At 65.4% G+C, this 15,064-nt stretch carries 14 protein-coding genes; 2 read left to right on the plus strand and 12 right to left on the minus strand.

All coding sequences use genetic code 11. The features are described 5' to 3' along the window. Positions 1 to 48: 48 nt before the first annotated feature. From ugpE to ugpB, 3 genes are all read right to left on the minus strand, one after another. Positions 49 to 897 (minus strand): sn-glycerol-3-phosphate ABC transporter permease UgpE, encoded by an 849-nt coding sequence (gene ugpE / locus E1J61_RS24225; protein WP_133096505.1) that lies wholly within the window; start codon positions 895 to 897, stop codon positions 49 to 51. Between the two features lie 11 nt (positions 898 to 908). Continuing rightward, positions 909 to 1,790: a sn-glycerol-3-phosphate ABC transporter permease UgpA gene (ugpA, locus tag E1J61_RS24230; RefSeq protein ID WP_029046178.1), complete on the minus strand. Its 882-nt coding sequence runs from the start codon at positions 1,788 to 1,790 to the stop codon at positions 909 to 911. A gap of 132 nt (positions 1,791 to 1,922) precedes the next feature. Beyond that, positions 1,923 to 3,239: a sn-glycerol-3-phosphate ABC transporter substrate-binding protein UgpB gene (ugpB, locus tag E1J61_RS24235; protein ID WP_133096506.1), complete on the minus strand. Its 1,317-nt coding sequence runs from the start codon at positions 3,237 to 3,239 to the stop codon at positions 1,923 to 1,925. Positions 3,240 to 3,435: 196 nt separating this feature from the next. On the opposite strand from ugpB, the gene E1J61_RS24240 reads away from it, so the two are divergent. After that, positions 3,436 to 4,227 carry an HAD-IIB family hydrolase gene (locus E1J61_RS24240; RefSeq protein WP_133096507.1) on the plus strand — a complete coding sequence of 264 codons (792 nt, stop codon included), beginning with the start codon at positions 3,436 to 3,438 and terminating at the stop codon, positions 4,225 to 4,227. Positions 4,228 to 4,293: 66 nt separating this feature from the next. On the opposite strand, the gene ntrC is transcribed toward E1J61_RS24240, so the two are convergent. The 4 genes from ntrC to E1J61_RS24260 all read right to left on the minus strand — a co-directional run bounded on the left by ntrC (position 4,294) and on the right by E1J61_RS24260 (position 9,230). Beyond that, positions 4,294 to 5,841 (minus strand): nitrogen regulation protein NR(I), encoded by a 1,548-nt coding sequence (gene ntrC / locus E1J61_RS24245; protein WP_133096508.1) that lies wholly within the window; start codon positions 5,839 to 5,841, stop codon positions 4,294 to 4,296. A 74-nt stretch (positions 5,842 to 5,915) separates the two neighbouring features. After that, positions 5,916 to 7,094 (minus strand): nitrogen regulation protein NR(II), encoded by a 1,179-nt coding sequence (gene glnL, locus E1J61_RS24250; protein WP_133096509.1) that lies wholly within the window; start codon positions 7,092 to 7,094, stop codon positions 5,916 to 5,918. A 5-nt stretch (positions 7,095 to 7,099) separates the two neighbouring features. Next, positions 7,100 to 7,663, minus strand: coding sequence for a DUF4124 domain-containing protein (locus tag E1J61_RS24255; RefSeq protein ID WP_133096510.1), 564 nt, complete (start codon positions 7,661 to 7,663; stop codon positions 7,100 to 7,102). 151 nt (positions 7,664 to 7,814) lie between these two features. Further along, positions 7,815 to 9,230, minus strand: coding sequence for a 3-hydroxylaminophenol mutase (locus E1J61_RS24260; RefSeq protein WP_116320415.1), 1,416 nt, complete (start codon positions 9,228 to 9,230; stop codon positions 7,815 to 7,817). Positions 9,231 to 9,714: 484 nt separating this feature from the next. On the opposite strand from E1J61_RS24260, the gene E1J61_RS24265 reads away from it, so the two are divergent. Next, entirely contained in the window at positions 9,715 to 10,179 is a 465-nt protein-coding gene (locus E1J61_RS24265) for a rhodanese-like domain-containing protein (RefSeq protein ID WP_133096511.1), read from the plus strand. 77 nt (positions 10,180 to 10,256) lie between these two features. Here E1J61_RS24265 and E1J61_RS24270 read toward each other — a convergent pair whose 3' ends face one another. The 5 genes from E1J61_RS24270 to E1J61_RS24290 all read right to left on the minus strand — a co-directional run bounded on the left by E1J61_RS24270 (position 10,257) and on the right by E1J61_RS24290 (position 15,043). Continuing rightward, entirely contained in the window at positions 10,257 to 11,081 is an 825-nt protein-coding gene (locus tag E1J61_RS24270; RefSeq protein ID WP_133096512.1) for a molybdopterin-binding protein, read from the minus strand. Positions 11,082 to 11,093: 12 nt separating this feature from the next. Then, positions 11,094 to 11,993, minus strand: coding sequence for an EI24 domain-containing protein (locus E1J61_RS24275; RefSeq protein ID WP_133096513.1), 900 nt, complete (start codon positions 11,991 to 11,993; stop codon positions 11,094 to 11,096). Between the two features lie 186 nt (positions 11,994 to 12,179). Continuing rightward, positions 12,180 to 13,154 (minus strand): sterol desaturase family protein, encoded by a 975-nt coding sequence (locus E1J61_RS24280; RefSeq protein ID WP_133096514.1) that lies wholly within the window; start codon positions 13,152 to 13,154, stop codon positions 12,180 to 12,182. Beyond that, entirely contained in the window at positions 13,154 to 13,969 is an 816-nt protein-coding gene (locus E1J61_RS24285; RefSeq protein ID WP_243736956.1) for a polysaccharide deacetylase family protein, read from the minus strand. The genes E1J61_RS24280 and E1J61_RS24285 overlap by 1 nt, the downstream gene beginning before the upstream one ends. Before the next feature lie 87 nt (positions 13,970 to 14,056). Next, positions 14,057 to 15,043 carry a beta-propeller fold lactonase family protein gene (locus E1J61_RS24290; RefSeq protein ID WP_133096516.1) on the minus strand — a complete coding sequence of 329 codons (987 nt, stop codon included), beginning with the start codon at positions 15,041 to 15,043 and terminating at the stop codon, positions 14,057 to 14,059. Positions 15,044 to 15,064 lie beyond the last annotated feature (21 nt).

Below are 15,064 nucleotides of genomic sequence, written 5' to 3' on the forward strand. Positions count from 1 at the left end.
TGTTGTCCTGCGCGCGCGCGGGTGGCGCGCCACGCCTTGTTGTTCCGCTTATTTTTCGGTTTCGACCAGGCCCTTGACGAACCACTTCTGCATCAACACCACCACCACCGCGGGCGGGATCATCGCCAGCATCACCGTGGCCATCACCAGGTTCCAGTCGGTGGCGGCATCGCCCGAGCGCGAGATCATCTGCGTCACGCCCACCACCACCGGCGTCATCGACTTCTGCGTGGTGATCAGCAGCGGCCACAGGTACTGGTTCCAGCCGTAGATGAACTGGATCACGAACAGCGCGGCGATGCTGGTGCGCGACAGCGGCAGCACCACGTCCCAGAAAAAGCGCAGTGGCCCCGCGCCGTCGATGCGCGCCGCTTCGGCCAGTTCATCGGGAATGGTCAGAAAGAACTGGCGGAACAGGAAGGTCGCGGTCGCCGACGCGATGATCGGAATGGTCAACCCGAAGTAGCTGTCGAGCAGCCCAAGGTCCGACACGACCTTGTAGGTCGGCAGGATCCGCACCTCGACCGGCAGCATCAGCGTGATGAAGATCAGCCAGAAGAAGGTCTTGCGCAGCGGGAACTTGAAATAGACGATGGCAAAGGCCGAGATGATCGAGATTGCGATCTTGCCCAGCGCAATGCCGAGCGCCATGATCAGGCTGTTCTTCATCATGGTCGAGACCGGCGATGCGGCCTCGCCCACGCCCTGGAACAGCACGGTGCGATAGTTCTCGATCAGGTGGCTGCCCGGGATCAGCGTCATCGGCGCGTCCAGCACTTCTTCCGCAGTCAGCGTCGACGCGACGAAGGTCAGGTACACCGGGAACACCACCACCACGATGCCGAGAATCAGCACCGCGTGGGTCAGGAAATCAAGGAAAGGACGTCGTTCTACCATGGCTGCCTCCGTCAGTACTGGACCTTGCGTTCCACGTAGCGGAACTGCACCACGGTCAGCGCGATCACGATCACCATCAGCACCACCGACTGCGCGGCCGAGCCACCAATATCCATGCCGCGGAAGCCGTCATGGAAAACCTTGTACACCAGCGTGTTGGTCGAGTTGAACGGGCCGCCATGCGTGACCGCGTCGATGATGGCGAAGGTATCGAAGAAGGCGTAGACCACGTTGATCACCATCAGGAAAAAAGTGGTCGGCGACAGCAGCGGGAAGATGATCGACCAGAAGCGGCGCCACGGCCCGGCGCCGTCGATGGCCGCGGCCTCGATCAGCGAGCGCGGGATGCTCTGCAGCCCGGCCAGGAAGAACAGGAAGTTGTAGCTGATCTGCTTCCATGCCGCGGCCAGCACCACCAGCAGCAGCGCCTGGTTGCCGTTGAGCAGGAAATTCCATTCCACGCCCATCTTGCGCAGTGCGTACGAGACCACGCCCAGCGTCGGGTTGAACATGAACATCCACAGCACGCCCGCCACCGCCGGCGCGACCGCGTACGGCCAGATCAGCAAGGTCTTGTAGCCGACCGCGGCGCGGATCACGCGATCGGCAAAATAGGCCAGCGCCAGCGCGGTGGTCAGGCCCACCACGGTGACGCCGATGGCGAAGATCGCAGTGGTCTGGAATGACTCCACATACAGCGGGTCGTTCCACAGCATGCGGAAGTTATCGAGGCCAACAAACTCCAGGTTGATGCCGAAGGCATCCTGTTGCAGCATCGATTGATACAGCGCCTGCCCCGCGGGCAGGAAAAAGAAGATCAGCGTGATCGCGATCTGCGGCAAGACCAGCAGATACGGCAGCCACGGCGAGCGGAAAACAACGCGTTTTTCCATGAACGGATTCCGGCGGATGCCGCGGGTCGCGGCATCGTTCCAGGTACGGCCGGATGCGGCCGGCCACAATGCAAGCGGGCGGAGGTTTCGCCGCCGCCCGCCCTTTCCTATCAGCTTGCTGTCAGCCCGCGCTTATTCGCGCGCGGTCTTCTGGAAGCGCTCCAGCAGATCGTTGCCACGGGCCACAGCCGAGTCCAGCGCTGCCTTGGGCTCCTTCTTGCCGGCCCAGACGGCTTCCAGTTCCTCGTCCACCACGGTACGGATCTGCACCATGTTGCCCAGGCGCACGCCGCGCGACTTGTCGGTGGTCTTGACCACCATCTGCTGCACCGACACATCGGCACCCGGGTTTTTGTCGTAGTAGCCGGATTTCTTGGTCATCTCGTAGGCGGCCATCGTTACCGGCAGGTAGCCGGTGGCCTGGTGCCAGTCCGACTGGATCTCCGGACGCGACAGGAAGTTGAAGAACTTGGCCACGCCCTTGTACTCGTCCGGCTTCTTGCCGCCCATCACCCACAGCGAAGCGCCGCCGATGATGGTGTTCTGCGGGGCGCCCTGCACGTCCGGGTAGTACGGCAGCTGGGCTACCGCGAACGCGAACTTGGCGTTCTTGCGGATATTGGCCAGCGAGGCCGACGAGCCGGTAAACATCGCGCACTCGCCGTTATAGAACTTGGCCTGCGATTCCGCCTTGCGGCCGCCATAGCTGAAGTAGCCCTTCTTCACCATGTCCTGCAGGTTGGTGATGTGCTTGACGTGCAGCGGGCTGTTGAAGACCAGGCGCGTGTCGGTGCCGCCGAAGCCGTTATTCTTGGTGGCATACAGCGTGTTGTGCCAGGCCGAGAAGCTTTCCAGGTGGACCCAGCCCTGCCAGTCGGTGGTGTACGCGCAGTTGCTGCCCGATGCCTTCAGCTTGGCCGAGTACTGCATCACCTCCGGCCAGGTCTTGGGCGCCTTCTCCGGGTCCAGGCCGGCCTTCTTGAAGGCATCCTTGTTGTAGTAGAAGACCGTGGTCGAACTGTTGAACGGGAACGACAGCATCTCGCCCTTGGACGAGGTGTAGTAACCCGCCACTGCCGGGATGTAGGCCTTCTGGTCGAATTTCTCGCCGGCGTCCTTCATGACTGTCGACACCGGCTTGATCGCGCCCTTGGCGCTCATCATGGTGGCGGTGCCGACTTCGAACACTTGCAGGATGGCCGGCGCGCCGCCGGCACGGAAGGCGGCGATGCCGGCCGCCATGGTTTCGTCGTAGTTGCCCTTGTTAACGGGCACCACCTTGTAGTCGGACTGGCTGGCGTTGAACTTGTTGGCGATCTCGTTCACCTTGTCGTTCAGGGCGCCTTGCATGGCGTGCCACCACTGGATTTCAACGGCGGCCTGCGCGCTGCCGGCCCCGGTCAGGGCGGCCAGCACGGCAAGTTTAAGCGCGGTACGGGATATGGACATGGGTGGCTCTCCTTGGTCTCACTTGTTTCTGGGCGGTCGGAAACCCGACAGCATGTGATTCTTTTGTGACAGCGGCATGTTACGCCGGTCGCACCCGGGCAAGCAAATCAGCAACTTCACGGATCCCCGCCGTTTTGCGCTGCAATATGCGACTTAGCCGACGAAGACGGCGGAACGGCGGTTACAATGGCCCGCCATGCAATCCCTGAACAAGCTCTCTAATTCCGTGCTGCAGCGCGTGCGCGGCGTGCTGACCGATATTGACGGCACGCTGACCACCGACGGGCGGCTGCGCGCCTCCACCTATCTGGCGCTGGACGGGCTGCGCCAGGCCGGCCTGCACGTCATCCCGGTAACGGGGCGCTGCATTGCGTGGGCCGAGATCCTGACCCGCCTGTGGCCGGTGGACGCGATCATCGGCGAGAACGGTGCCTTCTATTCGCACCTGCGCGATGGCCGGCTGCATACCCGCTTCCTGGACGACGCGTCCACCCGCGCGCGCAACCTCGAGCGCATCCATGCGCTTGGCCAGCGCATCCTGCTTGAGGTGCCGGGCTGCGCGCTGGCGTCGGACCAGGCCTGGCACGCCGCCGACCTTGCGATCGACCATGCCGAAGACGTGCCGCCACTGCCGCAGGAAGCGGTGGCACGCATTGCCGCCTTGATGCGCGAGGCCGGCATGACTGCCACGGTCAGCTCCATCCATGTCAACGGCTGGTTCGGAGAGCATGACAAGCTCTCGATGAGCAAGCTGTGCGTGGCGGAACTGCTCGGAGAAGATCTGGATGCTTGCCGCGATGAATGGCTGTTTATCGGCGATTCAGCCAACGATGCCAGCATGTTCGCGCATTTTCCGCTGTCGGTCGGAGTGGCCAATGTGCGGGATATCCTGCCGCAGTTGCCGGTGCCGCCGGCCTTCATCACTGCGGCGGCGGGTGGCGAAGGTTTCGCCGAGATGGCGCAGCGGCTGGTGCAGGCGCGCGGCTGAGATCTGGCAAGGCAAAAAGCAAAACGGCCGGGCACATGCCCGGCCGTTTTTTTCCGCTCTGCCCGCTCAGTCGAATCCCAATTCCTGCAGCTTGCGCGTAATGGTATTTCGCCCGATGCCCAGTCGCGTCGCGGCCTCGACCCTACGCCCGCGTGTGACACCCAGCGCGGCCTCCAGCACCGCCTTCTCGAACCGGCGTGTCAGCACATCCATGACCTCCGGCTGCCCGGCCTCGAGCATGGCGCGCGCTTCGCCGGCCAGCAGGTGCTCCCAGCCGGCGGCAGTGCCGGCCGGCGCGGCGCTGACAGCCGGCGCCGGCCGCACCACGGTCGCCGTATCCGCCTCCGCCACCGGCATGGCAAAGCCGCCGTAGTCGGCCAGCTCATGACCGGCTTCGTACTCGGCGGCACGCGCCTCGACCACGCGCTCGGGCCGCGGCGCATTGATCGGCTCGCTGACGCCAGCCTCCAGCATTTCGCGCGGCAAGTCCTTGACCTCGATGGTCTGCGCCGGTGCCATCACCGTCAGCCAGTTGCACAGGTTCTCGAGCTGGCGCACGTTGCCGGGGAACGGCAGCGTGCTGACATAGGCCAGCGCCTCGTCCGACATGCGCTTGGGCTCGACGCCCAGTTCCTTGGCGCTCTTCTGCAGGAAATGGCGCGCCAGCAGCGTGATGTCCTCGGGCCGTTCGCGCAGCGGCGGCAAGCGCAGCCGGATCACGTTCAGGCGGTGGAACAAGTCCTCGCGGAACAGGCCTTCCTTGACGCGCAGCTCCAGGTTCTGGTGCGTCGCGGCGATGACCCGCACATTGGCGCGCAACGGGTTGTGGCCGCCGACGCGATAGAAGTTGCCGTCGGACAGCACGCGCAGCAGGCGGGTCTGCAAATCGAACGGCATGTCGCCGATTTCATCGAGGAACAGCGTGCCGCCCTCGGCCTGTTCGAAGCGGCCGCGGCGCATGGTCTGCGCACCGGTGAAGGCGCCGCGCTCGTGGCCGAACAGTTCGGATTCGAGCAGGTCCTTGGGAATGGCCGCAGTATTGAGCGCGATGAACGGGCCGTTGGCACGCGGGCTGTGCTTGTGAAGCGCGCGCGCAACCAGTTCCTTGCCTGTGCCGGACTCGCCGGTGATCATCACCGTGACATTCGACTGCGACAGCCGCCCGATGGCGCGGAACACATCCTGCATCGCCGGCGCCTGGCCGAGGATCTCCGGCGCATCGACCAGCCGGTCGTCCATCTCCTCTTCGCGCAGGCTTTCTTCGAGCGCACGGCGGATCAGCTCGACCGCCTTGTCGACATCGAACGGCTTGGCCAGGTATTCGAAGGCGCCGCCCTGGAACGCCGCCACGGCGCTGTCCAGGTCCGAGTAGGCGGTCATCACGATGACCGGCAGCCCCGGATGCCGCGCCTTGATGGCCTGCAGCAGATCCAGCCCGGAGCCGCCGGGCATGCGGATATCGGAAATCAGCACCTGCGGCTGGTCTTCTTCCAGCGCGGCCAGCACGTCTCGCACATTGGTGAAGCTGCGCGAGAGCAGGCTTTCACGGGCAAGGGCCTTTTCCAGGACCCAGCGGATTGATTGATCGTCGTCGACTATCCAGATCGGCTTCATGTGCGTCGCTTGTCTGCTCGGTGTCATTTGGTCTTCCACATACCCGGCACTGCGGCGCGATCGCTCGCGGACAGCTAGTGCAACGGCAGCAGGATGCGGAAGTCGGTACAGCCCGGCCGGCTCTCGCATTCGATCAAGCCCTCGTGCTGCTGCACGAAGGTTTGAGCGAGTGTGAGACCGAGACCGCTGCCGCCATCCCTACCCGATACCAGCGGATAGAAAATGCGCTCGCGAATGTCTTCGGGGATTCCCGGGCCGTTGTCGATCACATGCAAGTCCAATGCCAGCTTGAACAGGCGCTTGGCGATGGTGACCTGGCGCGCCACGCGCGTGCGCAGCACGATCTGCGCATCGCCGCGCGCAATGCGGTCGGCCAGCGCCTGCGCGGCGTTGTGCACGATGTTGAGCACCGCCTGGATCAGCTGCTCCATGTCGCCCTGCAGCTCGGGCAGGCTGGCATCGTAGTCGCGCACGATATCGAGCCCGTTCGGGAATTCGGCCAGCACCACCGAGCGCACGCGCTCCAGCACCTCGTGGATATTCAGGCTCGATACGATATGCGGATGGCGGTGCGGCTCCAGCAGCCGGTCCACCAGCGTCTGCAGCCGGTCCGACTCCTTGATGATGACCTGCGTGTATTCGCGCAGCGAGCGCTCCGGCAGCTCGAACTCCAGCAGCTGCGCGGCGCCGCGGATGCCGCCAAGCGGGTTCTTGATCTCGTGCGCCAGGTTGCGGATCAGTTCCTTGTTGGCCGAGGTCAGGTCGAGGATGCGCTCCTCGCGGTCGCTGCGCACCTTCTGCTCGTTGGGGAGGATTTCCACCACCACGGTGTCGCCGGACGCTTCCAATGCGGCGATCACTACGTGCGCATGGATGGGTTCCTGCAGCGGCGGGTGCAGCACCAGGTCCTGCCGGCGCACGTCGAACTGGCGCGCGACCACGGTGTCGAGCATGCTGTGCAGCTCGTCCGAGTGGCCGAACAGGTCCGGCAGCGACAGCTCCACCATGCCCCGGCGCGACACGCCGAAGGTCGCCTCGGCGGCGGGGTTGGCGTAGACCACGCGCAGGCCGGGCTGCCGCACCAGCAGCACCGGGTTGGCCACCACGTCGAGGCCGGCATGGAAGGCCACCACGCCCATGGGCAACACCTGGGCGCTGCCGCCCGATTGCACGAGGTCCGGCGCGGCGGTCTCGCCACGGGCGCTGTCGGCACCACCGACCTTGCGCGACACACCTCGAATCAGGCGACGCATAAGACTTAGTCCTTCAGGTTGCCAAGCTCGCGCCGCAACGATGCCGCGTTGGCCTCGCTGCGCGCGATGTCGTCGCGCAGCGCCGCGGTGCGATCCAGGTATTTCTGATAGTTGCGCTCATTGCCCTGGCGCTCGGGCTGGCCGTTGTTGTATTCGGCGCGCAGCGCCTGCAGCTTGGCCTCTTCGCTCTGCAGTTCCTGCGTGAGCACGGTACGGCGCTCGCTGTCGCGGCTGCGCTGCGTGGCACTGTCCACGCGCGGGAAGCTGGCGTTGCCGGCCGTGGCAGCACCGCCCTTGGCCGCCGCCGGCGCCGGCGCGCTTCGCCCGCCCGGCACGGTCACCACATCGGGCAGGCTCAGCTTCTTGCATCCCTTGCCGGCGCTGCCGTTGCGATACTCGGGTACGCCGTTGGGTCCGGTGCAAACGTAGACGTCGGAAGACGACTGCGCCTGCGACAGCCCGGCCCAGGCACCCAGTGTCAATGCCACGGCACTCACCAGAACAGGGAATCGAACACGAAATTGGTGCGGCGACGCGGCCCGGCTGGCCTTGCGCGAAGAAGCGTCCATGGACATGGCGTTAGGTGTGAACAGGGATGGATCGGGATGGGATCGGATTCCCCATTCTAGCGAGCAAAGCAAAAAGGGACAGCCGAAGCCGCCCCTTTCTGGTGCAACTGTTGCCCGGTCACAACCTGCGTCATTCCCGGGCAAGGGCCGCTTACAGCGAGTAGTACATCTCGAACTCGACCGGGTGCGTGGTCATGCGGAAACGCGTGACTTCTTCCATCTTCAGTTCGATGTACGCATCGATCATCGAGTTCGAGAACACGCCGCCGCGGGTCAGGAACTCGCGGTCGTTGTCCAGGTACTCCAGCGACTGGTCCAGGCTCGAGCAGACGGTCGGGATCTTTGCATCCTCTTCCGGCGGCAGGTCGTACAGGTTCTTGTCGGCGGCTTCGCCCGGGTGGATCTTGTTCATCACGCCGTCCAGGCCGGCCATCAGCAGCGCCGAGAAGCCCAGGTACGGGTTCATCAGCGGATCCGGGAAGCGGGTCTCGATGCGGCGGCCCTTCGGGTTGGCCACATACGGGATACGGATCGAAGCCGAACGGTTGCGGGCCGAGTAGGCCAGCTTGACCGGGGCTTCGAAGCCCGGCACCAGGCGCTTGTACGAGTTCGTGCCCGGGTTGGTGATGGCGTTCAGCGCGCGGGCGTGCTTGATGATGCCGCCGATGTAGTACAGCGCGAATTCCGACAGGCCGGCGTAGCCGTTGCCGGCGAACAGGTTCTGGCCGTCCTTCCACACGGACTGGTGCACGTGCATGCCCGAGCCGTTGTCGCCGACGACCGGCTTCGGCATGAACGTGGCGGTCTTGCCGTAGGTGTGAGCGACGTTCTGGATCACGTACTTCTGCAGCTGGGTCCAGTCGGCGCGCTGCACCAGCGTGCTGAACCTGGTGCCGATTTCGTTCTGGCCCTGGCCAGCCACTTCGTGGTGGTGGACTTCAACGGGGATGCCCAGCGATTCCAGGATCAGGCACATTTCCGAACGCATGTCCTGGAACGTGTCGATCGGGGCGACCGGGAAGTAGCCGCCCTTCTTGCCCGGACGGTGGCCGGCGTTGCCGTGCTCGAACTCCTTGCCCGACGACCACGGGGCTTCTTCGGAATGGATCTTCACGAAGCAGCCTTGCATGTCGACGTTCCAGGTCACGCCGTCGAAGATGAAGAACTCGGGTTCCGGACCGAAGAAGGCGGTGTCGCCCAGGCCGGTGCTCTTCAGGTAGGCTTCGGCGCGCTTGGCGATCGAACGCGGGTCGCGGTCATAGCCCTTGCCATCCGACGGCTCGATCACGTCGCACGACAGCACCAGCGTCGGCTCTTCATAGAACGGGTCGATGTGAGCCGTGTTCGAATCCGGCATCAGCAGCATGTCCGAAGCCTCGATACCCTTCCAGCCGGCGATCGACGAGCCGTCGAAAGCGTGGCCGCTTTCGAACTTGTCTTCATCGAAGTGCGACACGGGCACGGACACGTGTTGCTCCTTGCCTTTGGTATCGGTGAAACGGAAGTCGACGAACTTGACGTCGTTTTCCTTCACCAGCTTCATCACGTCTGCAACGCTGTGGGCCATGCCAATCTCCTGGGTATTCGGCAAATGTCTGTGAAAGCCAATTCTTGGGCCTGTCGCCGGCGGCGCCGCTGCATGTCGCCGCGCTTGCCGACCTCGCCACGAAAGGACGGGGGAATGTTAGCAGAAAGCATGCCAAGCAAACGCCCCACTGCTTTTCCCGGCCCGAAAAATGTGCAACTCCGGCGAACCGCGCACCGTCGCGGGGTAGGCGCGATCCGGAGTGCCGTGCCAGAAAGCGCCGGGGTGGCGCACCATCGACATGCACACTCGGGTTCCGCCCACCAATAAAACACCACAATGGTGCAATGAGCAAGTAATCGCACCGCATTAGTGCGGTGGCACCAAAATCGGTCATTGCGTGCCCGGTCGTGATGCCATCCAGCCAGCGCGGTGCGTGTTGCGGCCGCCGGGTTGCCGCGGCGCTATAGAATACCGGGTTACGGCCTTCGCGCCCTCAATTTCATCCATTTCATTTGTCACGCAGATGACCACCCGAGACGATCTTCTCCAGGCCGCCCAGCAGCGCCAGCAACAGAACCAGCTCCCGTACTTCGGCGCGCTGTCGCCGCAGGAAGCCTATGCCCTCCTGCAGAACGATCCCGCGGCGGTGCTGGTCGACGTGCGCACGCAGGCCGAGCTGGACTGGGTCGGCGGCGTCGATGTGCCCGACGCGCAGTTCGCCCATGTCGAATGGATGGCGTACCCGGGCGGCGCGCAGAACGCCCGCTTCATCGAGGAACTGAAGGCGCGCGTGCCGGCCGACGTGCCGGTGCTGTTCCTGTGCCGCAGCGCGGCGCGCTCCAAGCATGCCGCGCGCGTGGCGACCGAAGCCGGCTACCACTTCGCCATGGACGTGCTGGAAGGCTTCGAGGGCAACCGCGACGAGCATCACCACCGCAAGACGGTCGAAGGCTGGTGCGTGCGCGGCCTGCCGTGGCACGGCGCCTGAGCGCCGCCGCGCCGGAATGACGAAAAGGGGCAGCGTAGGCTGCCCCCCCCTTTTTGTTGGTCCGCTATTGCGAACGCTCAGGCCTGCGCCGATTCCCGCGCCGGCTGCTCGACGACTTCAAACCCCATCGCGCGCACCCCGTCCAGCAGCATGGCATAGGCGGGCGGCACCAGGTCGGCCGGCCCCTTGACGCCCAGGTCGATGTGCCGGCGTGCGAAGCGGTCGCCGCGCTGCACGTCGCCGACCGAAGGCAGGCTGAACACGCGGATGCCGGGAAAGGCGGCTTCTACTGTCTCCATCAGCGGGGTCAGCGTGGACTCGGGCGCCTCGAACACATAGAAGGCGCGTTCCTGGTGCTGCACCTGGTGGAACAGGTGCGCGTACTCATGGTCGAGCACCCACTCCATCATCGGCCATGCCATCACCGGGAAGCCGGGCATGAAGTGGTGATGTCCCACGGAGAAGCCCGGGATGCGGTTGTAGCTGTTGGGGATGATGCGCGCGCCTTCGGGAAACTCGCCCATCTTGAACCGGTGCTGGTTTTCCGGCTGGCTCAGGTCGGCCTTGACGGGATCGCCGCCTGCGGTCTCCGCAATGCGCAGCGCGATCTGCTCGCGCGCCTCGGGATGCAGCTGCAGCGGCACGCCCAGCGCCGCGGCCGCGCACTGGCGCGTATGGTCGTCAGGCGTTGCGCCGATGCCGCCGGTGCAGAACACCACGTCAGTGCCGGCGAAGGTGCGCTTGAGCGTGGCGGTGATGCGGCCGCGGTCGTCGCCGACATACTGCGCCCAGTCCAGCGCCAGGCCGCGCGCGCCCAGCAGTTCGATGGTGCGGCGCAGATGCTTGTCTTCGCGCCGCCCCGACAGAATCTCGTCGCCGATGATGATCAGGCCGAAACCCATGTTGCCCTCGCTTCAGGAATGTTCGATGCGCCGCACGTCGGAGGGCGCCAGGTCGATGATGTCGCCGCCCGCGGACGGACCGGTCGGCTGCTGTGCCGGCGGCGGTGCGCGATCTGCAGCACGTTCGGCGCGCAGCTGCGCCAGCGCGCGCAGGCAGAAGTGGCCGAACCACAGCGCCGAAAAGATAAAGATCAGCACGTACAGCCACAGCGTGCCCGCCAGCACGAACGGGAACAGGAAGATCACCGCCGCGGACGACACCCACAGCAGTGTCGGCGCCGAGCCCAGCAGACCCACCGCCACGCCGATCACCAGCAGCGGCGTGCGATGGCGCCGCATCAGCGTCTTGCGCTCTTCCGCGCTGGCGTGGTCGGACAGCGCGTCATAGGTCATCACCCGGTAGGTCAGCCAGCCCCACAGCACCGGCGGGATCAGCGCGAAGAACGGCGGCACCAGCCATAGCGGCAGCGTCACCAGCACCAGCAACAGGAACACGATGGTGCTGCCCAGGGACTGGAACACGCTGCCGAGCACGCTGCCGCCGTGGGCCTTGGACAAGTCCGGGTAGCTGCGCTCGAGGTGGCGCACCACGGCTGGCACCGAGAACACGCCGATAAACATCAGCATCGATGCGATCACCAGCGGCACCACCAGCGCGGCGACGAACAGCGGCGCCACCACGGCCCGCATCGATTGCAGGCTGAGCCAGTCCAGTGCGCTGTAGATCCAGCTGGTCAGCACCGAGGTTTCGAGAAAACCGCGCGTGGCGGTCATGATGGGATCCCAGCCCCACCAGAGCAGCCCGCCCCAGAAGAGCGTGGCCAGGACGAAAGGCAGCACGGTCAGCAGCAGCATGCGGGGATGCAGCTGGCTGACGAGCGCGCGGCCAAACGAGCGGAAGATATCGTTCATGCAGCGTGGGGCCGAGCGTGAATTCGGCGATTATGCAGTGGAAGGCGGAAACAGCCGACATTCGAGCCGGCATTCGAGCCGGCATTCGAGCCGGCGCCGGGGCCGGGGCCGGCGGCAAACCGGAACACTAGCATACGCCACTTGCCGCGGCCACGCGGACTGCCGCGCCGGCAGTAGAGGATCGCTTCAGCGCAGCCGCAGCAGGCGCTTGATGCCGTACCACTGGTGGGCGAGGAAGCCCGCCCCGTAGTCGTGGCCCTTGCCCAGCGGCGGCGGCAGCTGGTCGCGGATACCGGTGGGGTGATAGGTCTCGGTGAAGACCGCGGTGCCGAACAGCATGTCCCACCAGGGAAAGATCACGCCGTAGTTGCAGCCGCCCAGCCGTGCCGGGGCGCCGTCGGCTTCATGGCCGATGCCCACGGCATGGTGGGTGCGATGGAAGCGCGGCGAGATCAGCAGGCGTTCGCCGATGGCGCCGAAATGCAGCCGCACATTGGCATGCTGCAGGCTCTGCAGCAGCTGCGACAGCGCCACCAGCAGCACATACTGCGACGGCTCGACACCCACGCCCAGTGCCACCAGCGCAAACACCAGGTCGCGCAGCATGTCGTCCAGCAGGTGGTTGCGGTTGTCGCTCCACAGCGTCATCTGGCGCTGGCTGTGGTGCACCGCATGCAAATGCCACCACCAGCGGAACGTATGCGACAGGCGGTGGTACCAGTAGTCGAGCAGGTCGAACAGCAGCAGGTAGACGAAGAAGCTGACCAGCGGCACCGAGGTCACGCCCGGCCACCAGTCCTCGACATTGACCCGGTGCCAGCCCATCAGGCGCAGATGCCCTTCGAGCGAATCCGTCAGCGGCGCCAGCAGGAAGAACATGGCGAGGCGGAACAGCCCGAGGCGGTGGATCGCCGTGTACAGCATGTCGGTGCGGATCGCCGCGCGGTCGGCCACCGGCTCGACCGGACGCCATTTTTCCAGCGGGCCCAGGATCAGGAACATCGCCGCGATCTGCACCAGCCCCACCAGCAGCCACTCGGTGCCGGTGAAGGCCTCTTCGGCATAGCGGCCAAACCCGAGGTCATAGACCACCGGCAGCACCACGTCCTGGAACAGCGTGCCTTCGACCTGTCCGATCCAGCCGTTGAGCGACTCCCACATTACCGCCTGCCCTCCTGTTCTCCGATGGCATGCCGGGCGATCCAGTCGCGGTAGGCCGGGTGCTCGCGCAGCGTCGCGAAGCAGAAGCCCTTGCGCTCCAGCCCGGACAGCAGCGGCTCCAGCACGCCCGGCGCCCACGGGTCCTTGCGCGACCAGATGCCCAGGTGCGCCATGGTGATGTCGCCATCGCGCAGCTTGTCGAGCGCGCGCTCGAGCAGCATGGCATTCGGGTAGCGGTCCGACGCCAGCTCATCGCCCAGGAAGCCGGCCGGCGCCCAGCCGACATGGCGGAAGCCGCACTGCTCGGCCCATTGCAGCGTCTGCGGCGCGGTGCGGCCGCCCGGGGCGCGCCAGATCGGCATCATCTCGGCACCGGTCATGTCACGGAAGGCGTCGGCGCTGCGGCGCAGTTCGCGGCAGAAGCCGGCAGCATCCATCACCGTGTCCTTGCCGGCCTGCGCGCCGAACTGCGGCCGCATGGTCACCTGGCCCGCACGCACGCCGCGCAGGTAGACATGGTCGAAGGTATGCGTGCCGAAGGCATGGCCATCAGCGGCCAACGCCTTCCAGTACGGCGCCCATGACGGGTCGAGCGAGCTGTCCTGCCGCACCGTGGGTTCATTGGCCAGGAAGAAGGTCGCGCGGATCCTGTGGCGGCGCAGCGCGTCGGCGATCAGCTGGGCCTGGCTCATGCTGCCGGTATCGAAGGTCAGGTAGAGCGTGCCGGCCGGGCAGGCTTTTGCCGCGGCCCCGGTTGCATCCGCCGCATGCAGCGCAGAGGGCAAGGCGCAGGCAAGCGCGAGCCCGGCCAGCATCCTGCCGAATCGTCTGAATCGTCCCAGGCGTCCGAACCGTCCGAAACGCGAAGCCCTGGTATCGCGCATGATCCTGCCCCGCCCCGTCTAGTACAGCGGCGCGCGCGTGCGGAAGTAGATGCCGTGCGGCGAGCGGCCGACGCGCACGGTCTTGACCAGCTTGCGGCTCGGCACGTCGATCAGCCCGACCGAGCGCGCCCAGCGGAACGTCACCCACAAGGTCTTGCCGTCGGCGGTCAGCTCCATGTCGTCCGGCCCGGGTGGCAGACCCGTGATGTCGCCGATCTTGGCCAGCGTCTGCTGGTCGATGATGCTGATGCTTCCGGTCACGCGATTGCTCAGGAACAGGTGGCGCTTGTCGCCCACCGCGCGGAAGTTATGCGCGCCCTTGCCGGTCTGGATCTGCTTGACCACGGTGCGGGTGCGCCAGTCGATCACGGCAATATAGTCCGCACCGGTCATGCCGACCAGCAGGTATTTCTGGTCCGGCGTCAGCCAGATGCCGGCCGGCGCGGAGCCGGCCTCCATGCGCCACAACACGTTCTGCGTGATCAGGTCGATCGCCACGACCTCATTCGAATCCTGCAGCGTGATAAAGGCGATGCGGCTGTCGGCGGTAAAGGCGATATGGCTTGGCGTCTTGGCCAGCGGATATTGCTTGGCCAGCTTCAGCGCCTTGCCGTCCCAGCGGTAGACATCGACCCGGTCGAGCCGGTTGCCGGTGGCGACAAACCACTTCTGGTCGGGCGAAAAGCCGATCTGGTAGGGGTCGTCGATATTGGGAACACGCTGCTGCACCTTGCCGGTCGCCGGGTCCAGGAACACCAGGTCATTGCCGACCGCGTTGGCGACGATCAGCGACTTTTCATCGGGCGTCGCGATCAGGTGGTGCGGCTCCTTGCCGATCGGAAAGGTCTCCAGCACCTTCTGCGTATCCTTGTCGATCAGCGTGACGGTTGCATCACCCGAATTGAGGATCACCACCACTTCCGCCGATGCCGGCGCGGCCATCAGGCCCAGCGCGAGCGCGCCCACCGTGATCCCACCAGCCACCAACCGACGCAATGCAAACATAAGACCCGCTACAAGAAGAAC

It is taken from the genome of Cupriavidus sp. L7L, assembly GCF_004353535.1.
Taxonomy (GTDB): domain Bacteria; phylum Pseudomonadota; class Gammaproteobacteria; order Burkholderiales; family Burkholderiaceae; genus Cupriavidus; species Cupriavidus oxalaticus_A.